At 33.9% G+C, this 24,162-nt stretch carries 25 protein-coding genes; 18 read left to right on the top strand and 7 right to left on the bottom strand.

The window, feature by feature from the left end; genetic code table 11:
* Positions 1–127: 127 nt before the first annotated feature.
* A complete protein-coding gene (locus NG806_RS15790) occupies positions 128–631 on the bottom strand; it encodes a superoxide dismutase family protein (RefSeq protein ID WP_214829988.1) in 504 nt (167 codons plus the stop codon).
* A gap of 152 nt (positions 632–783) precedes the next feature.
* Between NG806_RS15790 and NG806_RS15795 the strand changes: the two genes are divergently transcribed.
* The 9 genes from NG806_RS15795 to NG806_RS15835 all read left to right on the top strand — a co-directional run bounded on the left by NG806_RS15795 (position 784) and on the right by NG806_RS15835 (position 8,773).
* Positions 784–1,686 carry an AraC family transcriptional regulator gene (locus NG806_RS15795; protein ID WP_261510558.1) on the top strand — a complete coding sequence of 301 codons (903 nt, stop codon included), beginning with the start codon at positions 784–786 and terminating at the stop codon, positions 1,684–1,686.
* A 99-nt stretch (positions 1,687–1,785) separates the two neighbouring features.
* Complete coding sequence (locus NG806_RS15800) at positions 1,786–4,023, top strand: TonB-dependent receptor (protein ID WP_315941732.1); 2,238 nt, start codon at positions 1,786–1,788, stop codon at positions 4,021–4,023.
* A 94-nt stretch (positions 4,024–4,117) separates the two neighbouring features.
* Positions 4,118–4,768 carry a hypothetical protein gene (locus tag NG806_RS15805; RefSeq protein WP_261510562.1) on the top strand — a complete coding sequence of 217 codons (651 nt, stop codon included), beginning with the start codon at positions 4,118–4,120 and terminating at the stop codon, positions 4,766–4,768.
* 141 nt (positions 4,769–4,909) lie between these two features.
* Positions 4,910–6,241: a 2TM domain-containing protein gene (locus NG806_RS15810; RefSeq protein WP_261510563.1), complete on the top strand. Its 1,332-nt coding sequence runs from the start codon at positions 4,910–4,912 to the stop codon at positions 6,239–6,241.
* Positions 6,228–6,530, top strand: a complete 303-nt coding sequence (locus tag NG806_RS15815) for a 2TM domain-containing protein (RefSeq protein ID WP_214830003.1) — start codon at positions 6,228–6,230, stop codon at positions 6,528–6,530. The genes NG806_RS15810 and NG806_RS15815 overlap by 14 nt, the downstream gene beginning before the upstream one ends.
* Before the next feature lie 106 nt (positions 6,531–6,636).
* Positions 6,637–7,200, top strand: coding sequence for a methyltransferase family protein (locus NG806_RS15820; protein WP_214830006.1), 564 nt, complete (start codon positions 6,637–6,639; stop codon positions 7,198–7,200).
* A 191-nt stretch (positions 7,201–7,391) separates the two neighbouring features.
* Entirely contained in the window at positions 7,392–7,691 is a 300-nt protein-coding gene (locus NG806_RS15825; protein WP_214830009.1) for a 2TM domain-containing protein, read from the top strand.
* Positions 7,675–7,965: a 2TM domain-containing protein gene (locus NG806_RS15830; protein WP_214830012.1), complete on the top strand. Its 291-nt coding sequence runs from the start codon at positions 7,675–7,677 to the stop codon at positions 7,963–7,965. Before NG806_RS15825 ends, NG806_RS15830 begins: the two co-directional genes overlap by 17 nt.
* 64 nt (positions 7,966–8,029) lie before the next feature.
* Positions 8,030–8,773 carry a LytR/AlgR family response regulator transcription factor gene (locus NG806_RS15835; RefSeq protein ID WP_261510567.1) on the top strand — a complete coding sequence of 248 codons (744 nt, stop codon included), beginning with the start codon at positions 8,030–8,032 and terminating at the stop codon, positions 8,771–8,773.
* On the opposite strand, the gene NG806_RS15840 is transcribed toward NG806_RS15835, so the two are convergent.
* Positions 8,774–9,670 carry a hypothetical protein gene (locus tag NG806_RS15840; protein WP_214830017.1) on the bottom strand — a complete coding sequence of 299 codons (897 nt, stop codon included), beginning with the start codon at positions 9,668–9,670 and terminating at the stop codon, positions 8,774–8,776. It abuts the gene before it with no gap.
* Between the two features lie 100 nt (positions 9,671–9,770).
* On the opposite strand from NG806_RS15840, the gene NG806_RS15845 reads away from it, so the two are divergent.
* From NG806_RS15845 to NG806_RS15855, 3 genes are read left to right on the top strand one after another with little or no spacing between them, the layout of a single operon-like run.
* On the top strand, positions 9,771–10,502 hold the full coding sequence (locus NG806_RS15845) for a glycine-rich domain-containing protein (protein ID WP_261510569.1): 732 nt from the start codon (positions 9,771–9,773) through the stop codon (positions 10,500–10,502).
* A gap of 17 nt (positions 10,503–10,519) precedes the next feature.
* Positions 10,520–10,864 (top strand): hypothetical protein, encoded by a 345-nt coding sequence (locus tag NG806_RS15850; protein WP_261510571.1) that lies wholly within the window; start codon positions 10,520–10,522, stop codon positions 10,862–10,864.
* Positions 10,865–10,868: 4 nt separating this feature from the next.
* Complete coding sequence (locus NG806_RS15855) at positions 10,869–11,660, top strand: hypothetical protein (RefSeq protein ID WP_261510572.1); 792 nt, start codon at positions 10,869–10,871, stop codon at positions 11,658–11,660.
* Positions 11,661–11,745: 85 nt separating this feature from the next.
* On the opposite strand, the gene NG806_RS15860 is transcribed toward NG806_RS15855, so the two are convergent.
* Together NG806_RS15860 and mnmA are read right to left on the bottom strand one after the other, a co-directional pair.
* Entirely contained in the window at positions 11,746–11,952 is a 207-nt protein-coding gene (locus tag NG806_RS15860; RefSeq protein WP_214830029.1) for a hypothetical protein, read from the bottom strand.
* A 76-nt stretch (positions 11,953–12,028) separates the two neighbouring features.
* Entirely contained in the window at positions 12,029–13,216 is a 1,188-nt protein-coding gene (mnmA, locus tag NG806_RS15865) for a tRNA 2-thiouridine(34) synthase MnmA (RefSeq protein ID WP_214830045.1), read from the bottom strand.
* A gap of 193 nt (positions 13,217–13,409) precedes the next feature.
* On the opposite strand from mnmA, the gene NG806_RS15870 reads away from it, so the two are divergent.
* Positions 13,410–13,940, top strand: coding sequence for a hypothetical protein (locus NG806_RS15870; protein ID WP_214830048.1), 531 nt, complete (start codon positions 13,410–13,412; stop codon positions 13,938–13,940).
* Positions 13,941–14,025: 85 nt separating this feature from the next.
* Here the strand turns inward: NG806_RS15870 and NG806_RS15875 are convergent, their stop codons facing one another.
* Positions 14,026–16,557 (bottom strand): ATP-dependent Clp protease ATP-binding subunit, encoded by a 2,532-nt coding sequence (locus NG806_RS15875; RefSeq protein WP_214830050.1) that lies wholly within the window; start codon positions 16,555–16,557, stop codon positions 14,026–14,028.
* Positions 16,558–16,711: 154 nt separating this feature from the next.
* Between NG806_RS15875 and NG806_RS15880 the strand changes: the two genes are divergently transcribed.
* The 5 genes from NG806_RS15880 to NG806_RS15900 are packed head-to-tail and all read left to right on the top strand — an operon-like array spanning position 16,712 to position 20,370.
* Positions 16,712–16,936: a uroporphyrinogen decarboxylase gene (locus tag NG806_RS15880; RefSeq protein WP_214830053.1), complete on the top strand. Its 225-nt coding sequence runs from the start codon at positions 16,712–16,714 to the stop codon at positions 16,934–16,936.
* Positions 16,936–18,033, top strand: a complete 1,098-nt coding sequence (locus NG806_RS15885; protein WP_261510576.1) for a glycosyltransferase — start codon at positions 16,936–16,938, stop codon at positions 18,031–18,033. The genes NG806_RS15880 and NG806_RS15885 overlap by 1 nt, the downstream gene beginning before the upstream one ends.
* Positions 18,034–18,075: 42 nt before the next feature.
* Positions 18,076–18,495 carry a SufE family protein gene (locus NG806_RS15890; RefSeq protein WP_214830059.1) on the top strand — a complete coding sequence of 140 codons (420 nt, stop codon included), beginning with the start codon at positions 18,076–18,078 and terminating at the stop codon, positions 18,493–18,495.
* Positions 18,496–18,497: 2 nt separating this feature from the next.
* Positions 18,498–19,463, top strand: a complete 966-nt coding sequence (locus tag NG806_RS15895; protein ID WP_261510578.1) for a glycosyltransferase family 9 protein — start codon at positions 18,498–18,500, stop codon at positions 19,461–19,463.
* 4 nt (positions 19,464–19,467) lie between these two features.
* Positions 19,468–20,370, top strand: a complete 903-nt coding sequence (locus NG806_RS15900) for a glycosyltransferase family 2 protein (RefSeq protein WP_261510580.1) — start codon at positions 19,468–19,470, stop codon at positions 20,368–20,370.
* A gap of 96 nt (positions 20,371–20,466) precedes the next feature.
* On the opposite strand, the gene NG806_RS15905 is transcribed toward NG806_RS15900, so the two are convergent.
* Together NG806_RS15905 and NG806_RS15910 are read right to left on the bottom strand one after the other, a co-directional pair.
* Positions 20,467–21,258: a hypothetical protein gene (locus NG806_RS15905; RefSeq protein ID WP_214830065.1), complete on the bottom strand. Its 792-nt coding sequence runs from the start codon at positions 21,256–21,258 to the stop codon at positions 20,467–20,469.
* Positions 21,259–21,373: 115 nt separating this feature from the next.
* Positions 21,374–24,160: a hypothetical protein gene (locus NG806_RS15910; protein WP_261510583.1), complete on the bottom strand. Its 2,787-nt coding sequence runs from the start codon at positions 24,158–24,160 to the stop codon at positions 21,374–21,376.
* Positions 24,161–24,162: the final 2 nt, after the last annotated feature.

The raw sequence follows: 24,162 nt of genomic DNA on the forward strand, positions 1-24,162 counted from the left end.
AGGCCGGGTATTTTTTAAGGCTTATAAAAAATAAATTAAATAAAAGCGGGAATTTATATTCCCGCTTTTATTTTTAAAACTGTTTAGTACTAAACAGTCATTTTTTTAATGGTTAGATGTGCAAGTATTACTTGATCTCTACACATCCCACTCGTCCACCGGCATTTCCTGTTGGCTGAGTATGAAAGTCATCTGCAGCAGCATGTACAATAAGCCCTTTTCCAATGATATTCTTAGACTCATCGGTACATCCAAGACACCATTTATTGGTTTTGAAAGTTAATGTTGCAGTTCCTGTCTGATCAGCAACCAAGTTACCGATATCTCCCATATGGAAATGTTCAGCACCCCATTTACCATGGTCATCTTTTGCCGGATTCCAGTGTCCTCCAGTAGAAGTCCCATCAGCAGCAGAACAATCTCCTTTTTCGTGGATGTGTACTGCGTGGATTCCCGGAGTTAAATTCGTTACATCCAGTTTCATGATAACTTCATCTCCTTTCTGAGTAAACTTAGCCGTTCCTCCAGTCTGTGTTCCGCTTTTAGCGTTGACCATGTACGTATTTGTTGTTCCACAAGAAACAGCAAATAGGGCAAATCCTGTTAATAATACTAATTTTTGTAGTTTCATTTTAAAATGATTTAAAGTGATTTTTTATGATTACCTAAATTTAGAAATAATTTTCTAAAACACTTTATGATTCTGATCTGTTTTCGAAAATCCGCAATAAAAGACAAATCTGCTCTATTTAATCTTGTTATTTTTGTGAATAAAAACAATAATTGGAAGAATATAAAAAAAGGATTATTAAAATAATTCAATATATAGAACAGCATCTTGACACGGATCTCAGTCTGGAGAAAGTTGCAGAGATCAGCGCATACTCTCCCTTCCATTTTCACCGGGTTTTTAAGCTTATTACCGGAGAAACTCTTCAGAATTATACCATAAGAAAGAGGATAGAAAAAAGTGCCTTATATCTTGCTATGAGAAAGAGAGTGGATATAAAGGAAATATATTTAGAATTGGGATTTGACAATCATTCGGGTTTTAATAAAGCCTTTAAAAAATATTACGGAAAGTCCCCTTCTGAATTTCGTAAATCTGCTCCTGAAAATTTTCACAAGATCTTAAAAATTGAAAGCAAGAATGGACAAGTTGATGCCGTTTTTCACCAATATATTTGTAATGTAGAAAACCTATTAAAATGGAGAACAATGAATTTAGAAATTAAAGTCGCAGATCTGGAAGAGATGCATCTTGCGTCTGTAATGAGCCTTGGTATTGAAAATGTAGAATCGTCTTATGATGTCTTGATCAATTGGGCTAAAAAGAAACACTTATTTCCCCGGGATCATGTAAAAATGATTTCTGTGTATCACGACAGCTTCAAAACGACATCTCCGGATAAGGTACGAATTCATGCCGGGATGCTTGTCGAAGATAAGCTGGAAGCCCAGGATGAGGAGATTTTTCCAGAGATCCTTGAGGCGGGAAAATTTATCATTGGTAGTGGAGAGGTGACTCTTGATGATTTTGAGCAATGCTGGGTATCTTTATTCTTATGGATGAATGAAAACCATTATACAACCAGAAAAGCTTTCCCATTTGAGATCTACCATTCCAACTTTAAAGAACATCCGGAAGGAAAAATGTTGGTTGATTTTTGTATTCCAATACATTAATTTCCGGTTCAGTATTCAAACTATACCTTTCAGTAATATTTTTTTAACTGGAAGGTATTTTCAATAGTATTTTTGAATCGAAAATTAACAACCATGAAAATGCAGACACAAAAATTATTATTTCTAATTGCCTTTCTATCGTTCTTTTTAAGTTACACTCAAGTAAAAATTACAGGGAAGGTAACCTTTAGAAATAAGGGGGTTAGTGATATCAACGTCACATTGAAAGGAACTTACGACGGTGCTACAACAGATGCTAAAGGTAATTTCTCTTTTGAAACCACTGAAAAAGGGGATCATATACTTACTTTTACCCATCCAAAATATAACGATGTTGAAAAGCCGATTGTCATTGGAAATCAAGACATAGCTGTAGATGCGGAACTGAAAGAGCAGATCAACGAAATTGACGCGGTGGTGATTTCTGCAGGATCGATAGAAGCCAGTGATAAAAAAAGAGCGACCGCATTATTGACACCGATTGATATCTACACAACAGCAGGAGCAGACGGACAGATTTCTTCAGCATTGAATTATCTTCCAGGAGTGCAGAAAGTAGGAGAAACGGAAGGCTTATTTATCAGAGGTGGTACTGGAACAGAATCTAAGATCTTTATGGATGGAAGCCTTATCAATAATTATTTCTCCAGTTCAGTTCCTGGAATTGCAGGAAGGGACCGATTCAATACTTCTCTTTTTAAAGGAAATGTATTTTCCAGTGGTGGATATTCAGCTTTATATGGGCAGGCTCTTTCAGGAGCGTTAATGCTTGAGAGTGTTGATTTACCTGATCAGAGCTCTTATGATTTTGGCATTTCTCCAATCTTTCTAAGTGGTGGGTTTCAAAAATTAAGCGATGATAAAAATCACTCGTATGGTGCTACTTTAGGATATTCTCTTTTAAGTCTTATGTCTAATGTTCTCAATTTCAATACTGATTTTATTGATGCACCGCAAGGTCTAAATGGAGATGCTAATTTTCGGATTAAAACAAAATCCGGAGGATTTTTTAAGTATTACGGAATGTATGACACGAATAAAATGGGAGTGAGGACAGAAAGCTTAGAGCCAGATTATGATTTTGCTCTCGTAAGATTGAAAGGAAAAAACACTTACCATAATCTTTCTTTTAAACAAAAGTTCGGAAAGTATCTGTTAAATACAGGAGCTTCCTATTCATACAACAGATCAGATCTTAATTTCTCAACAGAAAAAAGCGAGATAGAATCCGATAAGACACAGCTTTTGACTACCGGAAATTACATCAATTTTAAAGCTGTTTTGGAAAGAAAGATCAATAAAATAAGTGCAGTGCGTGGCGGCGTTGAATTAAATAATGCCGATGAAAAGCTAAATTTTGAAGAGGTAAACAAGCATTATCAGGATTTTATCTCTTCTGTTTTTGCTGAAACAGATTTAGGATTTAGCAATCAGTTTTCAGCGAAGATAGGAGTGCGGGCTGAAAATTCTTCTTTCTTAAATAAAAGCAATATTGCTCCTCGTTTAGCCTTAGCTTATCGTTTAGCTCAAAACTGGACCACTTCTTTCGCATATGGCCTTTTCTATCAAAACCCCGAAAGCAAATATATTAATGGGCCTGCCAATTTGGATTTTCAAAAATCACAGCATTACATTCTCCAGGTTCAAAGAACATCAGAGGGAAGGAGTTTGAGATTTGAAGCTTTTTATAAAAAATATGATCAGCTGATAAAAGTGAAGGATATTGCTTCAATCAATGATCAGAGCCAACCTGTTCAGACAGCCATCAATAACAATGGATATGGCTATGCAAAAGGATTGGAATTGTTTTGGCGGGACAAAAAAACATTTGAAAATATTGATTACTGGATCAGTTATTCATTTTTGGATTCTAAAAGGGATTTTATGAATTATCCTGTTAGCTTAAAGCCTAATTTTGCATCAGAGCATACCCTATCAGCGGTTGCCAAGAGATTTATTCCTGAGTGGAAATTAGGGGTTAATCTTTCTTACACCTATGCAAAAGGCCGTCCTTATTATGATATTGCAACGAAAGACGTAAACGGAAACATTGTAAGTTTTACGAGAAATGAAGGAAGGTTGAAAGATTATAATGCTCTCAATTTGAGCTTTAATTATCTTCCCAATCTTGGAAAAAAAGAGGCAAAGATGTTTACTGTTTTCGTGTTGAGTATTTCCAATATACTGGGAACAAAAAATGTATATGGATACAATTTTTCACAAGATGGATCCAGAAGCTCTACAGTGGTTCCTCCAGTAAATACATTTGTCTTCGTTGGAGCATTTATCAGCTTCGGAGTTGATAAGACACAAGATGCAATCAATAATAATTTATAATAAAATAAAAGACTGTATTTTTAATCACGTGATGACATACATGAAATACATATCTTTCTATACAATAAAACGAACTCTAAAAAAATAAAAAACAATGAAAAAGTATCTATTAAGTTTTGCTTTAGCTTTTATGAGCTTAACCGCTTTTGCTCAGGCCGATTATGAAAAAATAATGTCTGAAAAAATCGCAAAGATCGAAACCTGTAAGACAGCAGAGGACTTCCAAACCTTAGCAAACGATTTTGAGAGAATAGGAAGTAAAGAAAGTGGAAAATGGCTTCCAAGTTACTATACGGCATTTTCTTATATCCAAAAAGGGAGAGTGATGATGAGAGAAGGGAAAACCCAGGATCTGGATGAGGTAGCTAATCAGGCTGAAAAACATTTGGCTACAGCACAAAATCTTGCAGGAGCAGATAATGCGGAAATTCATCTCCTTAGAAAAATGGCTTATTCTTTAAGAATGATGGTAAATCCACAACAGAGATATATGACTGACGGAATGAAAGCTATAGAAGAGCTTAAAATAGCAGAAAAGTTGGATCCCAACAATCCAAGAATTGCTCTGATTAAAGCCGAAGACCTCTACTTTACTCCAGAACAATATGGGGGAAGTAAAACAAAAGGGATTGAAATGTTTAAAAAGACATTGGACCAATATAATATCTACAAGCCAAAAACGGCAATGGATCCAAATTGGGGGAAAGGAGAGGCAGAATATTTTATCAGTCAGCCAGCAAAATAGCATTAAAATATAAGATTAATAAAAGTCTTCCTCAATAGGAAGACTTTTATTTTGCCTTTCAGAACATTAAATTGACGGTTCGGTGAAAAATAATTTTTGGTACATTTAATATCAACTAATTTTGAACCAAGAAAAAAACTCATGAAACGTAAAAGTCTTATCGTATTACTTTGGGTATCCATTGGAACCGCATTATTTTTCTTTTTGTTCTTTACAAAAGAAAAGACGATAGATAATTTTATGCTTTCCTTTCTTATTTCCACCATGTATTCTTTTCTTTTGGGGATGGGAAATGGGCTAATAAACGACTATCTAAATAAAAAGATTCCGTGGTCGGAGGCAACTACTAAAAGAGCCATATTAAGTATTGTTTCAATTCTTATAGCTAACATTATCTTGGTCTACATCTGCAACTATATCAATTTTGTTATTTTTCAGAAAGCAGCCACTCCGGAGGAATTTTTTTCAGGGAAGTATAATTTTACCAACTGGTTTATGGTGAATATTGCCCTGCTTATTTCTGCCTTTCTCCATGCTAGAGGATTTATGGAAGAGCTCAAAAAGACCTCTAAGAAAGAGGTAGTAGAGCAGAAATTAATTGCAACATCTGCAAATGCACAGTTTGAGACGCTTAAAAATCAGCTGGATCCACACTTTCTTTTTAATTCCTTAAATGTTTTAAGCTCTTTAATTGATGAAAACCCAAAACAGGCTCAGAAGTTTACGGCTTCAATGTCAAAGATTTATCGTTATGTTTTAGAACAAAAAGATAAAGAACTGGTGACCGTAGAAGATGAAATAGAATTTGCAAAAACCTATTGCGATTTATTAAAAACGAGATTCGAGGATAGTGTAGACTTTATTTTTGATGTACGAAAAGAAGATTACAGAAGATATGTAGTTCCGCTTTCTTTGCAGCTGCTTTTGGAAAACTGTATCAAACATAATTTTGCAACATCTTCAAAACCTTTGGTTATTAAAGTATTTTCAGAAAATGACACTTTATGTATTGAAAACAATCTCCAGGAAAGAGAACAGATCAAGGAAAGTGCAGGAATTGGATTAGCGAATATTGTACAGCGCTATTCTCTGCTTACTAAGAGAAATGTTTTTATTGAAAAATCCGAAGATTATTTTAAAGTGAAACTTCCGGTTTTATCAGATAAGCCAACGGTTGTCGGTTTGAAAAAAGAAGATCAGGATAAAGCATACAAAAGAGCACGAAAGAGGGTAAAAGAAATTAAGGGATTTTATGCCAATCTTATTTCTTATTGCATTGTTATTCCCTTTTTAATTTTTATTAATATTTATACCCAAAACAAATATCACTGGTTTTGGTGGCCACTGTTAGGATGGGGTATTGGAGTTGCTTCACATGCTTTTCAGGTTTTTGGAGTTGGAGAACCTTGGCAGGAAAGGAAAATTCAGGAAATCATGAATAAACAAAAAAACAGAGACAATGGAAACATTTGATGAAAATGATATTCAATATCAGCAAGCCAAAAGAAAGGTAGATAAACTGAGAGGATTTTACGGACACTTATTCTCCTATATTGCTGTAAACATTATGATTGCTTACTTTAATTATACGAATTTAAAACCAGGAGAAAGCTATTTTGAGTTTAAAAATTTCTTTACTGCAACATTCTGGGGCATTGGACTTCTTGCACATGCGCTGGTTGTATTTTTACCTAGTTTTAATTTTATGAGAAAATGGGAAGAAAGAAAAATTAAAGAACTAATGGACAAAAATAAAGAATGAAGGCAAGGGTGCTACAAAGTTAAACCGCCAAATGGCTAATGGCAAAACAGTTCATCATAGAGATTTACTACTTCGCAATATTATTCCAAAATCTAAAACAATAACAATGAATCTACAAATCTTATTTTATGTTTCTATGGGAGTTTGGTTTTTAAGTGAAATTATTTACAAACAAAAACTGAAATCTGCAGATCAAGATCAGAAAAAAGATAGATCTACACTCAATATCCTTTGGTTGGTGATTATAGTATCAATTGCAAGTGCGGTTACTGTTTCGAATATATCCAGTTTCCCGATCTCTAATTCAGCATGGATTCTGTATTTAGGGGTGGCGCTTATTCTAATCGGAATTATTTTCAGATTAATTATAATAAGATCTCTGGGAAAATATTTTACAGTTGATATCACAATAAAAGATGACCATAAAATTAAAAAAGAAGGATTTTACAATTATCTTAGACATCCTTCTTATAGTTTCTCACTATTAACTTTTCTGGGGCTTGGTTTATATTTAAATAATTGGTTTTCTCTGGCTTTAGCATTTATTCCGCCATTCTTGGCATTCAGTTATAGAATTAAAATTGAAGAACAGGCTCTTGTAGAGCAATTTGGAGATGAATATATTCAATACCGAAAAATGACCAAGAAGTTAATTCCTTTTATTTATTAATTTAAAAAAGAATGACATATGATGTAATCAATAAAAGAAATTACACAAAATAAAAATCCCGGCCACAATTGAGTCGGGATTTTTGCAACTCAGAATTCAAATTCTACAGTTCAGTAAGATATAGTTGATTTGAGAGTGGTATTCGACATACATTTGATTCAAGAAAAAAATATAAATCAAAATTCATTACTATGGAAACACTATCATTCAACAAAGAAAACCGCGCTTACGAAAAAGCAGCAAAGAGAGTAAAAGAATTAAAAGGGTTTTATGGAAATCTGACGTCTTATTGTCTGATCATTCCTTTTTTACTGGCTTTAAATCTTTTAACATCACCTACTCATTTATGGTTTTATTGGCCAATGTTAGGATGGGGAATGGGACTTGTAGCTCATGGAATAAATGTTTTCGGAATCGGAAAAGACTGGGAAGAAAATAAAATAAAAGAACTGATGGAAGCAGATAAAAGAAATCATGGAAAAACACTTTAATACAATGGATTATAATCAGGCATACGAGCGGGTAAAACGATTGAAAAGTTTTTATAAAAGTCTTACATGGTATGGTATTATTGCGGGGATATTATTTTTCAACGATTATTTTGAAAATGGAAAAATTGATTTTTCATTCTATCACGGATCAATCCTGTTGCTAATCTGGGGAATAATATTATTCATTAAAGGGGTTAAATTATTTATCTTTGATTCAACCTGGGAACAAAGAATTCTGAATAAGGAATTAGAAAAAAGCAAATCGAAATTATAAGTCAGAATCAAATCCTTTTATATAATTTTAATTCCAGGATTTTAAAAACTAAAACCACTATTCTATGATCAAAACTGTCATTATTGAGGATGAAAAACCGGCTTCAAGGAAGTTAGAGCGGATGTTAAGTATATTCCCTGAAATAGAGGTTATTGCAAAAATTGAATCCGTAGAAGAAGGTATTGCTTGGTTTTCTGAAAATGAACATCCTCAGTTGATATTTTCGGACATTGTTCTCGGTGATGGATTGTCCTTCGATATTTTTGAAAAAATTCCTTCAAAAGGATTTATGATCTACACAACTGCCTTTGATCAATATACACTAAAAGCCTTTAAACTAAATAGTATAGATTATTTATTAAAACCGATTTTAGAAGAGGATCTGGCTGGAGCGATAGAAAAATTTAAATCATTTCTTCCTTCAGATAACTCAGTTACTTCACAGGATATTAAGCAGTTAATTAAAAAAGATAAATCAACTCTTTCCAGGATCTTAGTAAAAATAGGATATAATTTGAAGATTGTTCAAACCCATGAAATAAGCTGTTTCTACAGTGAAAATAAGATTGTTTATTTACAGACCCAGGAAAGAAACTATCCTTCAGATTTTACATTGGATGAATTGGAAGATACTTTGGATGAGAAAAAGTTTTTCAGAGTAAACAGACAATTTATCATCAATTCAGATTATATTAAGAATATTCATACATCGCCAAATTATAAGGTTGAAATGGAATTTCAGCCAAAAGAAGAGATTACAGTCAGCAGGGATCGCGTTAAAGATTTTAAAGACTGGTTGGTAAGTTAATTACTTGTAATCTATTCGGTTAGATTCAGTGTCTTCAAGTTGTTTGATGATAGAAGTAGGAATCTCATCGCTATCAATTGGGAAGCTGATGGAATCGGGAAGGAAATTTTTACGATCTGCTTTTTGGAAAATTTCGAATAGAGCAATAGGCTCTTGATTAAAACTAATACATGTACTTATAAAATGCAATTCATGGAGTTTATATTCTGGATTCTTGAGTTTTTCATTGATATCTTTTATCCTTGAAATAAAGTGTCTTTGTCTGATAAAAGTATTGCTGTTCATGATAATGAATACATAATCGGAATATGCAGTAACCTTTCCGAAATACTTGTGATGATCCCCTCCGCTTCTTTCAATGAAGTACTCTCCAGATGTTTCAGATTTATAGATTTCCATGGCTGAACGCCATATTCTATCTTCTTTAGTTTGTAAGGGATTATCGGGAAGATTTCTGTTATAGGAATACCAACAGCCGACAAGCCGGTCTAAAAGAATTACGTTTTGTTTAGCATTGTTCATCTCGATCCTAAGATCATTGAAATTAAATACTTCTGTATTGGAATTAATGAAATCAATGTAATTAGAATATCCTAAAGCTCTTACAATAAGACTTAGCTTCGCCAGATTAGGTTTACTGATACTGGCACCGCTATTTTGATTGTACTTCTTTAGTTTGTTGATTATCAGGTGTTCATAAAGATAATTTGATCCTAAGATATCAGTTTTTACTTTGATGTTCCGCTCTGAATGGTTGCTGGAAATGAGCTCATTAAGTTCATCGACAATGTAGGACCATTCCGTTTTAGTAACGTCTTCCCAATTGTTCTTCTTTAAAAAGTGCATGCTAAGAAAATTCATCAATTTCTCAAGATGACTAATATCTTCTTTTCTCATAAGACTAATTTAAGATTTTTTTACAACCAAAAGAGATTGTTGTAAGACTTTTATATTTTTTAATCCTCTGAAATTTGAGTAGAAATTAAAAGTTTAAACAATGGAAACGACAATCATTATAAAAGAAGATTCCCTATGGAATAGGATTAGCGAGTTTTCACTAGATGCTGCGGAAGCTAGCTTTCCCTTTTCAAGGAAATTAGCAAAAGAAGAAAAATGGACCTTAGATTTTACCCAAAAAGCCATAGAAGAGTATAAAAAATTTGTTTATCTGTGTTGTATTTTGCCCAATGGGGCTTCGCCAAGTGAAATAATTGATAAAGTATGGCATATGCACCTTATTTACACGCAAAATTATTGGGAAGACTTTTGTCCGAATATCTTAAAAAGAAAGCTTCATCATCATCCTTCCAAAGGAGGCTATACTGAAAAATTAAAACACGATGATTGGTTTAATGGTACCTTAAAATATTACAGGGAAATATTTCAATATGAGGCTCCTGAGGACATCTGGAAAAATCACGATAATATAAATTCTAAAAAACACTGGATTAAAAGGCTGTACCTGTCTCTTTTACTTCTAACTCCATTTTTGTTTTCCTCCTGTTTAGGGCAGGTTATCAGTGTTTTAAGTCCTATTATTCTAACAATAATTGCAGTATTGGGATTTGGATATTTAATTTTCTTACTTCAGGATAATGGTAAAAACAATCGCTCGACCAATGATGGCGGTGGTGGTTCAAGTTGTGGTGGAAACAGTTGCAGTGGAGGAGGAGACGGAGGCGGTTGTGGAGGCGGATGTGGCGGATGTGGTGGTTGTGGAGGCGGGTAAAATGCAATCGTTGTGTCATGAAAAAGTTACTATTTAACTCAGCGTCAAGTATAGTTGGTATGATCTGGCTTCTCTTTGAACATCAGACTTTTAATCCTATTTCTTTAAAAGGTTCCGAGTTTCTGAAGTTTTATTTAATTGTTTTATTAGGATTTTATGCCTCAATGATTATTCAAAAATTCTCTGGGAGTAAAATTCCGAAATCAACATTTTATTTTCTGATTTTCATTTTGTTTTTAGGAGTGGTAAAATTGATCAAAGGTTTGGTTTTAGCAAAACCTGTAGGATACCTTGTGATGCTGTTGATCACAGAATGTATTATGATCTATGGATATAATTTAAACATAAACAATAAGAAATAAGCTTATGGTAAGAACATTTACCGAAAAAGAGAAAAATATTTTATATAAAAATATTCCTTTACAGAAACAAGGACATAATGTAAGTTGGGAAACAGTTCTCTTCATCATTTTGAATATCATCCTTTTTACATTTAGCCTTAAAGTGATTCTTTTTGACCATAACCCTTTTTCAGCAGAGGGCGAAGATGATTTGGCGTCCTTTTTTTATTTTTTTGTCGGTTTTATACCACTCTGTGTGATTTCTTTTTTAGTAATAGTTGCCCTGTTCATTTCTATAAGAGGACTTATAGTGTATGTGAAATATGGAAAATATGCCGTACAAAACATTTACCATGTTGCAAGAATAGAAGTTATTCAAGGAAGAAATGATGAAGATTTTATAATACAGATTTTCAATACTAAAGACGTGAAAATAGAGATAAAGGTATACCTGAAAATATATGTTGAATCATCTTTTAAAACGGATTTTCTGGAAGAGATTGAAAAATACAGAATGTCTGGTTCTCAGAATATTGATATTTCTTTTCAGAAAGTCTTACGGATAACAGAGTCTAAAAGCCCCTCTCGGATGGCTTACATCAATTCTAGTGATTTTTCTACAGATATAAAGTTGGATTCTGATCAGGAAATAGACTCTTTTCATGATTTTTTGAAAACAAAGTACGATCTCATTTATAGCCTGAGAACGAAGGAATTACTTTTTATAAGTTTTTCAGGAGAGTATATAGAAAAGCAAATCGATATAATTGTGAAAGATGTTGAAAATAAAATTGTCTACTATGTTGATTTTGAATAATTTAAAGTGAGAAGACTAACTTTATAACGATGTCTTGTAATCATATAAAAAAGGCCTGAAATATTTCAGACCTTATTATTATTCATTACTCAGATTCATTCTCTGACTGTTTATTTGAGTCGTATTTCTCTACCATAATGTAAGTCATCATAATTAAGAGGAGACTTAGTATAAGATGTGATCTTTCCGGATTTACAATAGCTTGATAGATATTATAGCCTAAAACGGAAGATACTACAGCAATTAATATTTGATTTGTAATAGTGTACTGGTTTTTTAAAGAAGTTTTCATAGTGATTGATTTTGTTAATATTTACAGAGTAAGTATCATTTCTGAAAATATGTTACAAAAATTATTAGTTTAAAAACTAAGCAATAACTCCACTTCCTAAAAGTTCATCACCAATATACCAGGAAGCAAACTGTCCTTCAGCAATTGCAGATTGAGGCTCCTCAAATTCCATGTAAAATGCATTTTCAAATTGATAGATAATAGCTTTCTGAAGTGCCTGTCTGTAACGGAACCTAGCCATTACTTCCATGCTTTCTCCGTTCTTCAGTTTTAGATCCTCGCGAACCCAATGAAGTTCAGAATTATCAACCTTTAGAGCTTTTTTATGCAACCCTGGGAAACTATGTCCTTCTCCTACAAAGATGATATTGTTTTCCATATCTCTGGACACAATAAAACAACTTTCTTTATGCCCACCTATTCCTAAGCCTTTGCTTTGTCCGATCGTGAAAAATTGAGCGCCTTGATGCTTTCCAATTACTTTTCCATCAGATTTTTTATAGTTGATCTTTTGAGCTAAGTAGTCTAATTCTTCTTCTTTAGAAGAAAACCCGGGTTTTTCTTGTGAGAATAAAGGAGAATCACTGAAAATTTCCACAATTTCACCCTCATTAGGCTTTAATTGTTGTTGTAAAAATTGAGGTAAACTTACTTTTCCAATAAAACATAATCCCTGAGAATCTTTTTTATCAGCAGTTACCAAACCAATTTCTTTTGCAATTTCTCTAACCTCAGGTTTTGTAAGTTCACCAATTGGGAATAATGCTTTAGATAATTGATCCTGATTCAGCTGGCAAAGAAAATAAGACTGGTCTTTATTGTTATCTTTTCCTGCTAAAAGATGAAAAATTTCTTTTCCGTTTTCATCAAAAGTTGAATTTACTCTTGCATAATGACCTGTTGCAACTTTATCAGCACCTAAAGACATTGCTGTTTTCATAAAAACATCAAACTTAACCTCCCTGTTGCATAAAACATCTGGGTTTGGAGTTCTTCCCTTTTCATACTCTGCAAACATATAGTCTACAATACGCTCCTTATAAAGTTCACTCATATCAATAACCTGGAAAGGGATTCCAAGTTTTTGAGCTACCATTAATGCATCATTACTGTCCTCTATCCAAGGGCATTCATCTTCTAGAGTTACGGATGCATCATTCCAGTTCCTCATAAACAAAGCCACTACTTCATGACCTTGCTGTTGCAGCAAATATGCTGTAACACTGGAATCTACACCTCCCGACAATCCTACAACTACTTTCATAATATTTTTGATAGAGTTTTTATCTCTATCTTAACGGGTGCAAAATTACAACAATCCTTTTCGCAAAAAAAGTTATAATTTTAAACATTGATAAAAACGATAGTATATGAAATCACGGTGTGCCAGATTAAATACAAGCACCTATCAAGATAAGTGATTCCATGTGATCATTAAAACAATTAATTATCCGCATATGAAAAAAATAATTATTCCATTGATGTTGATGTTTTCACTATCAGTCTATTCCCAGGTTTCGGTAGGAACTCCTTCAGTAGCAGAAAGTAACCGATGGACTTTTGGTGGTGGTATTGGATTAGGCTTCGGCAGTAATAGTGCATTTTATCTACAGGCTTCTCCCAGAGTAGGCTACAGACTTACTGAAGATCTTGAAGGTGGAGTTATAGGAAGTGTTTCCTGGCAGACTTCAGATTATTACAGATCAACAATGTTTGGAGTAGGACCTTTTGTTAATTATTATTTTGCGAGGTCTTTTTATGTAGGGGCAAACCTGCAACATTATTTTATTGATTATAAAGATAAGTTTTACGATTTTAAAGATAACAGGGAAGAAACAGCTCTTTATCTCGGTGGTGGATATATGCAGCGGATCGGAGGAAATTCTTTTATGCAGTTGGGACTGATGTATAATGTTTTATGGAAAGAGAATTCAAGTATTTTTTCAAGTGGTTTAGTTCCTAATATTGGATTTGTTATAGGATTGTAATAACCTGATTAGAATTAAAACTAAAGATTATAAAAACAAAAAGCACCGAATTTTTCGGTGCTTTTTGTTTTAACAAAATTATTTATTATTGTGAAGACTTTTCAGTCGTCTTTTTTGTTTTATGAGCTTTACCGGTTAATCCGTCTTTAGCTTCATTAACATCCAGAATGATGGTTTCTCCCTCATTTAATTGTTTGTTTACCAACATTTCAGCTAATAAATCTTCAATGTATTTCTGGATTGCTCTCTTTAATGGTCTTGCACCGAAATCTTTATCCCATCCTTTTTCAGAAATAAAGTCTTTTGCTGCATCAGTTAAATCAACTTTATATCCTAATTTTTCAAGTCTGCTGTAAAGCTTGTTCAATTCAAGGTCAATGATTCTCTTAATATCACTTTGCTCAAGAGAGTTAAAGATCACGATATCATCAATTCTGTTCAGGAATTCTGGAGCAAATGCTTTTTTAAGTGCATTTTCAATTGTACTTCTTGCTCTTGTATCTGTATTTGACTTTTTAGCAGAAGTTCCGAATCCTACGCCATCCCCGAAATCTTTAAGATCTCTGGTACCAATGTTTGAAGTAAGGATGATAATCGTATTTCTGAAATCAATTTTTCTACCTAAGCTATCAGTAACATGACCCTCATCTAAGATCTGTAAAAGGATATTGAACACATCAGGGTGCGCTTTTTCAATCTCATCTAAAAGAACCACAGCATAAGGTTTTCTTCTTACAGCTTCCGTTAACTGACCACCTTCTTCATATCCAACATATCCCGGAGGCGCACCTACCAATCTCGATACCGCGAATTTTTCCATGTATTCACTCATATCGATTCTGATCAATGCTTCATCTGAGTCGAAAAGCTCTCTTGCCATTACTTTTGCAAGCTCTGTTTTACCAACACCAGTTGTACCCAGGAAGATAAATGTTCCAATTGGACGATTCGGATCTTTCAGACCAGCTCTGTTTCTTTGAATAGCTTTAACTACTTTTTTCACAGCGTCTTCCTGTCCGATTACTTTTCCGTTTAGATTATTATCCATTTGAGCTAATTTATCAAGCTCATTTTTACCAACCTTGGTTACCGGAACACCACTCATCATAGAAACCACCTCTGCAACATTTTCTTCTGTTACGGTTTCTTTTTTCTCTTTTACATCTTTATCCCACTGGTCCTGAGCGGCATTAAGTTCCATTTGAAGGCGTTCTTCTTCATCTTTTAGCTTTCGGGCTTCAAGATAATCCTGAGCCTTAACAGCTTTCTGCTTCATTTCTTTGATATCTTCAATTTTCTTTTCAAAATCAATGATCTCAGTAGGGACTTTCATATTTTTAATATAAACACGAGAACCTGCTTCATCCATTGCATCAATTGCTTTATCTGGTAAGAAACGGTCTGTAATATATCTCGATGTCAAATTGACACAAGCTAATATTGCTTCCGGTGTATAAATCACATTGTGATGCTCTTCATACTTATCTTTGATCTGATTTAAAATCTGAATGGTTTCTTCAATATTAGTTGGCTCCACCATAACTTTTTGGAACCTTCTTTCCAATGCTCCGTCTTTTTCAATATACTGACGGTATTCATCTAAAGTAGTTGCCCCGATGCATTGGATCTCTCCTCTTGCTAAAGCAGGCTTGAACATGTTGGATGCATCTAAGCTTCCTGTAGAACTTCCTGCACCAACAATAGTATGAAGCTCATCAATGAATAAGATTACATCACGGTTCTTTTCAAGTTCCGTCATGATTGCCTTCATTCTTTCTTCGAATTGGCCACGATATTTTGTTCCTGCAACTAAACTTGCAAGATCAAGGGTAATGACTCTTTTACCAAAAAGAACTCTTGAAACCTTCTTCTGCTGGATTCTTAAAGCTAAACCTTCCGCAATAGCAGATTTACCAACTCCGGGCTCTCCAATAAGAAGTGGATTGTTTTTCTTTCTACGAGAAAGGATCTGAGACACACGCTCAATTTCTTTCTCACGACCGATTACAGGATCCAGTTTCCCATCTCTTGCCAAAGAAGTAAGGTCTCTACCAAAGTTGTCAAGGGTAGGAGTCTTGCTTTTTGCAGAACCTAAGTTTCCTGCAGGCTTTCTCATTTGCTCAAATTCCTCTCTTTCATCGTCGTCGTCGTATGCACTCATTTGAGGTGCCTGCCCAGAATTTTTAAGCATTGTTTGATATTCTCTTGAAACTCCTTCATAGTCAATATCATAGGCTCCTAATATATTGGAGGTTGGGTCTTCATATTTATATAGAATACCCAGAAGTAAATGAACGGTATTAATTTCATTACTTTTGTATTGTCGGCATTCTAACTCTGCACGTTTAACAGCATGATCTGCCATTTTAGTGAAAGAAATATTGGTTACCTCCTCAGAAATAGGATTAAGACTTGTTGTATTTAGAGTTTCAATTTTTCTTCTGATTTGTGTTAAATCGGCATTAAGGTTTTGAAGGATTTCTTTTGCAGAGTTTTCTGTTTTTATAATACCTAAAAGTAGATGTTCTGTATTAAGAAATTCACTTTTCAGCCTTTTAGCTTCATTTTTGCTCTGTTTGAACACTTGGCTCAAACCTTGTGAAAACTTATAATCCATAATATATCTCAATTAGAATAAAGATAGAATTATCTTTTATTCATTATTCTAAATTACAAATATTTTACCAAAAATCAATTAATGACTTTATGGCAGAAAAAAGTTTTATTATCTTATTGAAAATGACTAAGTTTGTTTTCTTTAAATTTTCCTTATGAGTCCCGAAATTGCTACTTATGTTGGATATTCTGCCTCGCTTTTTATAGTGTTGAGTTTTATATTGAAAGATGTAAGAAAAATCAGAATCGTAAATATGGTGGGCTGTATTTGTTTTGTCATTTATGGTATTTTTAGCGGAATGCTTTGGCCGGTCATCATACCAAATGGGTTAATCTGCTTCATACAAATTTATCATTTGATTGCAGGAAAGAAAAATTAATGAAAAAGAAAATAATTACTTCTGCCTTTAGCAACCTGTATACAGATCAACGAATAGAAAAGGTATGCAGGACTTTATATGAAAAGGGATACCAAATCGAGCTGATAGGAAATAACTGGGGTGGAGCCGAGGAAATGAAGCGGCCATACTCTTTTTTCAGAATACCTTTACTGTCAAAAAGTTTAAAAACAGCTTATTTCGAATTCAATTGGAAGTTATATAAGGAATTAAAAAAGAAAGCTGATCAGAATACAATTCTCCACGCTAATGATATAGACGCTTTGCTTCCCAATTATCTTATTGCTAAACGGCTAAATATTCCCTTAGTTTTTGATAGTCATGAAATTTTTTCTGAGATGCCGGCAATTCAAGGCAAAATGTCACAAAAAATGTGGCGTAACCTGGAAAAAAATATAATTCCAAAATTGGAATATATGATTACAGCTAGTGGAAGCTATGCAAAATGGTTTAAAAAAAAATATCTTGTGAATCCTGTGGTTGTTCAAAATGCACCCAGAAAAATAGATTTCAGCATAGAAATTCCAGAGAATAATCCGAAAATACTGTTATATCAAGGAGCAATAAACCCGTTTAGGGGAATTGAAAAGGCAATTATGGCAATGCATCACCTAGAGAATGTAGTATTTAAAATTGCAGGTGACGGACCAAGAAGAAAAGAATATGAAGATCTGGTCGTTCGTGAGAATCTCCAACAAAAAGTCCGGTTTTTGGGAAAGCTCCTGCCTGAAGATTTGAGAAAAGTTACTCTGACTGCCGATGTCGGGATGAGTATTGAAGAAAATGGAGGGGATAGCTATTTATATTCTTTACCCAATAAAGTATTAGACTGTATTCAGAGCCGGGTTCCATTAATTATGGCTAGTTTTCCTGAGATGCAGAATATTAAAAACCAGTTCGATGTTGGAGAGCTTATTAAAGATCATCAACCTGAAAATATAGCTGCGGCGGTGCAAGCCGTTTTAAATAAAGGAAGAAAAGGATATTTGGCAGAATTAGAAAGAGCTTCCAAAGTCCTTTGTTGGGAAAATGAAGAAATAAAGCTGTTGGAAGTTTTTGAAAAAGCATCCAATAAATAATCCTTACAAAATTGGTATCTTTGCATAAAGAATTGTTGAAAAATGACCATTAAAGAAAAACAACAGGAAATAATTGACGAATTTGCATTTCTTGAGGACTGGGAACAGAAGTATGAATACATAATTGACCTGGGTAAAGATTTGAAAGGTCTTTCTGAGGACAAAAAGACAGATGATAATCTTATTAAGGGTTGTCAGAGTAAAGTTTGGATCGATGCAGAATTTAAAGAAGGGAAACTTTTTTTTGATGCAGATTCCGACGGTATTTTGCCAAAGGGGATCGTTTCTTTGTTGGTAAGTATTTATAGTGGTCATTCTACACAGGAAATCTTAGATTCTGATTTTCAGTTTATCTCAGAAATCGGATTGCAGGAGTTTCTTTCTCCTTCCAGAGCTAATGGTCTAATGGCAATGACCAAGCAGATTAAATTTTACGCCGTGGCTTACCAACTGAAGTCGTAGTTGTGACAAGAATTTTAGCATATCGTTTTTCCGCTTTTGGTGATGTTGCGATGACAGTACCTGTCTTTCGTGAGTTTCTTGAACAAAATCCCAATGTAGAAATTATAATAGTTTCCAGAAAAAATTTTGAAAGCTTATTCTCTGATATCCCAAATGTTATATTTAAAGGAATTAACCTCGATGATTATAAAGGTTTTTTTGGATTAAATAGATTGGCAAATGAGCTTATAAAAGAATTTCATCCTGATTATATTGCGAATCTGCATGATGTGATCAGAACAAAAATATTGGATAAGATTTATAGAAGAAAAGGCTATAAAGTATTTAAAATCAACAAAGGAAAGGAGGAAAAGGAAGTACTTACAGATATTTGGAATCTTAATAAAGTGCAATTAAAGCGTACTGTTGAGCGATATGCTGATGTATTTAGAGAAATGGGATTTAAGGTGATATTATCCAATCAGTTGAGGCCAATCGCAAAAAAGAAGTCCGGAATAGGATTTGCCCCATTTGCTCAACATAAAGGGAAGATGCTTCCTTTAGAAAAGTCTTATGAACTGGTGAAGATTTTGTCTCAAAAAGAAAAGGTGTATTTTTTTGGTGGCGGAAAAAATGAAACTGATACTCTTGAGAAGTGGGAAAGTGAAATTCCTAATACCCAGAGTTTATCCGGAAAATTAAATCTTAAAGAAGAACTTAACAAGATTGCAGAATTGGAACTCATGATTTCAATGGATTCAGCCAATATGCATTTGGCAAGTATTGTTGGGACAAGGTGTGTTTCCATATGGGGCTCCACTCATCCTTATGCTGGGTTTCTTGGATTTGGCCAGAGTGAAAATGATGTTGTTCAAATAAAAGATCTCACCTGCAGACCTTGTTCTGTATTTGGAGATAAAGAATGTTTTAGAGGAGATTGGGCTTGCCTGGAAGAGTTGAACATTCAGAAGATCATTGAAAAAATCTGATCTGATGAAAGTTTCTATCTGTATCCCTGTGTATAATTTTGATGTCCGGGAATTGGTCTCAAACCTGATAAAAGAAATTAATGCACAAGATTATGATGCAGAAATCATTTTAATAGATGATGAATCTGAAATAAAATTCAAAGATATAAATAAAGACCTTCACAATCAGGTCGACCAATTGATCTATCTTGATAAAAACATAGGAAGATCACAAATTCGTAATTTATTTCTTACTTATTCTAAAGGAGATTATTTACTTTTCCTCGATTGTGACGGAAGAATAATTGAGGAAAATTTTTTAACAGACTATATTCAATTCATACAGGAAAACCCATCTACAAAGGTTATTTACGGGGGTAGAAGTGTATCGGCAGAACTTCCTGATCAGAAACATTTTCTACGATGGAAATTTGCAACAGAACGTGAAAATCTACCTGTAGAACTTCGGATTGAAAAACCATATCTGAGCTTTCAGACCAATAATTTTATTATAAAAAAAGAAGTGCTTGAAAAAGTTCGATTCAATCCTGAATTTCAAAAATACGGATATGAAGACCTGCTCTTTGCAATGGATTTAAAATCAGAAGGAATCGTAGTTGATCATATTAAAAATCCCATTTTTAATTATGATTTAGAAGATAATAGAGTCTATCTGGAAAAAGTAAAAGAGTCTGTGGAAAGTTTATCTCAAATGCTTAAAGACCACCAGTTAAGCTTAAAACTGTCTGAGATTAAGCTTGTAAAAGCCCATAATGTAATGAATAAAATAGGGTTAAAAAGCCTCTTCAAGTTTTTTTTCAGGATGAATAAACGAAGGATAGAGCAGAGCCTTTTGAAGGGAAACGTAAGCCTTAGATATCTCGACCTTTACAAACTTGGATTACTTTTAGATAATCCGGATTCTTAAAAACAATTTAATTTTCTTTGATTGATTCTAAAAATGTAATTAAAAAAAAGCATTGTCGGAGTTAAATAGCAATGCTTTTTCTATTGATGGATAGGTTTATCTTACAACTTCTAGTGGAGATCCCTTTTTAGGACGGTGAAGTACCAATTCATAAATCTCCGTACTATGATCTTTAAGCCTTGCCTGTAAAGCAGATTCATCTTTACTTTTTTCATCAGTTCTTATTAAAGAAACCATTCTGCCATTTCCATAAAAAACCATTTTATAATTGTCTACGGGTAAAACTTCAACAATGTTTTGGATGGTTGCTGAGGTTTCTGACTGATCCTTTTTACTATCAGAGGAAGAGAGATACAATGCTTTATCAATTTCAGCATCTCTTATTTTGGTTTTTGTAAAGAAACTGCCAGTATCTTTTTTCTGAAGAATATCCCTGAAGTTATTATATGTATCTAAAACTTCTTTAAGTAATGCGTCTTTATCTTCGTTCAACAAAACCGTTGATTGAGACCATCCAGTTACCTGGTAAGGAACATCAGAGTTAAAATCCCAGGTTTGAGTAATCTCCTTTGCGGGTTTGTTTTCATCTGTATTAAATTTACAGTCTACAACCACATCATAATCTGGCGAATCGAAAGAAGCATATTTTAAAATCCTGAATTTATAATATTTAAGTTCATTTTCATCCAATTCTTTATCAGACTTAAGAACGATCTTAACGGTCTGTTTACCTGACCCTAAAATCTCACGATTAATAGGTAAGGTAAGAGATGTACCACCGTTTTTATAATAATAAGCAACCAGGATATCATTGATATAAACCTGAAAATCGCCTGCTGCATCAAGGCTTAAAGCATATAAAGGATGAGAAGCCATAGTCTTTGTCATTTTTTTTTCGTTATTATTCGTATTGAGATTTGATGTGTGGGTTATTGTATCTTTTTTTTGGCAGCTTATGATGTTAAATAACAATAGACCAAATAATATCTTCCTGTTCATTTTATTAAAATTTATTTTCTTCGCCTTCTCCAAAAGTCATACTTACCGGGTTTCCTGAATAGCTTGGTATCAATTTAAAAGGATCCAGAGTTTCGGGGCCTTTGTTTTTGGAATTTCTTTTCATGGAAAACTTATAATAAACGGTAACCATAAGCCCCGAGAACTTGGTTGTAAAATCAAGCTTATTTCCCCAGTCAAAATTTGGACTTGCCGTTATTTTAAAAGAACAATCTGCTCTTACACCAGCCTGAAGTTCTATTTCCGGGAATTTTTCGATCTGCTTAGCACTCATAGTAAGGCCCAATTCAAGTTCAAGCTTACCTCCAAGAGTTCCCGAAAGAGTTAGATCTGTATCAAACTTATTTCCTTCTTTTGCGTCATTCCATTTTACATATGCTTCTTCTATTGCTAAATTAGCATAAAATATCAAATCGATACGGTAGGTGATGCTTAATGCATCCATCGAAATCTTTTCAATCAACCAAGTCGTGAGGTCTAGAAAAGTAATAAACTTTCCATAAACCGGGATCTTATCCGCTAAAGCCAATAAATCAATTTTAAGTTCACCACCGATAAGGGGAGAACACTTGGCCTTACCAGCAAGTTCCAGGCCTACAGAGTCTCCTGTTTTAGCGAATTTCCAGCTGATCCCAACAGATGGGGCAGGAGCCAGGAGTGAAAGGCTCATCATGCTTCTTCTTCCAGCCAAAGATGGAGGTAGAGATTCTGCACCTTTTCTAGCATCTTTTGCTCCGGCAATATCATCAACAGTATCATAGATAGATTTTAGAATGCCAAGCATCTTACGATACTTCTCAGCAAATTTCCAGCTTAATTCGTGAGAAACCCCGCTATTATAGGAAACCTTGGCTGATAATCCGTAGCTGCCTTTCATATCGCCCATAAAGCGGTTAGCTGCTGTGCCTATTTTTTTTTGCCCGTCTTTTTTATTTTTATTTTCATTTCTTTCTTCTCTTCTTAATTCTGCTAGTGAGATTACATCTCCTTTAGTTTTAAGATCTTTTACAGATATTGTATCCCTGGTCGCTTTACTCTCAGTCCCATAGATATTGTATGTAGGTTCAGAGTTCCCATACCATACCGGATCTGAAGTGTTATAAAAAAAGTTTAATGACCATTCAACATCTGGAAATAGCCTTAATTTGACTAATTGATTGGGATAACGACAGGTAGAAATAGGAACAAAATAAGTCTGTATTTTGTCCTTCGACAGCCAGAAATAATTGGCAAGCCATACTTCTGTTGCTGGCACATCGCTAAATTCTTTACTTCCAATAGCGATGGTTTTATTATAAATATAATCAAGGTTTAACTGGAGTTTATTTTCTCCTATGTAATTGTAATCAGTATTTTCTGTCCATCCTTGTACATCAGCAACATTTTGAGAAGGAGCTTTAGTTTCGTCCGCATAAACATCAGTATCATTTGCCTGTGTAGAGTCATTTTTAACGGAAGGTATTTTACCTGTATAATGTGGTATCAATACCTTATCTAATAAAAAGACATGCTTTGGAATATTGTGTTTTTCATCTTTAGGAAGTAAAACACCTGTGCATAAAACGTTTTTATTCTGAAGGTTATCCAATGTAATGGTTACCTTTTTCTTTTCCTTATCACCAGTGATAACATCAAAAGTATTTTTGGTGTTATCTATTTTGTCTTTTGCATCTTCATCAAAGATAACATACGGACTACGCTTTTTATCAGATTCATCGGCTACGGTTATTTTACTGTATCCACAGGGATCATATTCTTTTTTAAGATATTCAATATCTCCAATGTACTGAATCTGATTATTTTTTTGTTTTTCAAATTCACCAAATAGAGCACTCATGTCATTATAAGGAACCAATAGATCAGGGGAGGTATTAAAGATCCATTTTCCTTTTTCCATTCTGCCCCAGTTTGACGTGTCCTTTTGAGAGTCGTATGCTCCTTCCTGAGACAAAAAACCTTTTGGAAGTAAAACGGGTCCTGTAAATCCGACATAGCCTTTTAATCTAAGAAAGAACTGTTCATCCTTCTTTTCTTTGTTGTGGTTTTTTTGCCAGTCAGGATTTAGTTGAAATTTTAGAGCTTTTACTGAATTGTAAACAAATGGCCCAGGACTGGTGATTTCTACTCTTTCCTGTTTAGAAACAACTTTACCCTTGTTAATAAGTTCGACATCAAATATGAATTTTGAAAGATTATTATTCCAATCAGGAAGTAAATGAGTATATACTTCTACATCTACTGTTTGCCCATACAGAGCTTTTTTCTCATTATTTGTTAAAGGGATATATCCGGTTTTTGGAAATTTAAAATGACAATATAGAACCTGTGGTTTATCTACAACCACGACTCTTAAAACCTCATTCCCATCTGCCTCCGGAAAAGTGCTGTAGGGAATTAAAAGATGGATAACACCTATGCTTTTGGAATTTGTTTGAATATCTCCAGTGCTGAATACCTTATTATTTCCCTCAAACAGTTTATAATCTTTATTTTCTTCATTTTGAGTTTTTATGGTGTTAAAAAACTCATTAGGACCAAGGGTTGGATAAAGCTGTTTATAGGCTGTCCATATATGTTCTCTTATAAGAAACCATTTGACCTCTTTCATGGTAGATTCCGGATTACGCGTGCCTTTTCCAAGGCAGGTTTTATCCAGATAGGCTGTGAAAGAATTCTGCGAGTGACCTAGTTCCACAATGAACCCGGTACCATACTTTTTAACGTTTTCTTTCGGCTCTTTGATCAGTGCCTTTTTAATTCCTGCTGTACCCATAC

This window comes from Chryseobacterium paludis (genome assembly GCF_025403485.1).
Lineage (GTDB): Bacteria > Bacteroidota > Bacteroidia > Flavobacteriales > Weeksellaceae > Chryseobacterium > Chryseobacterium paludis.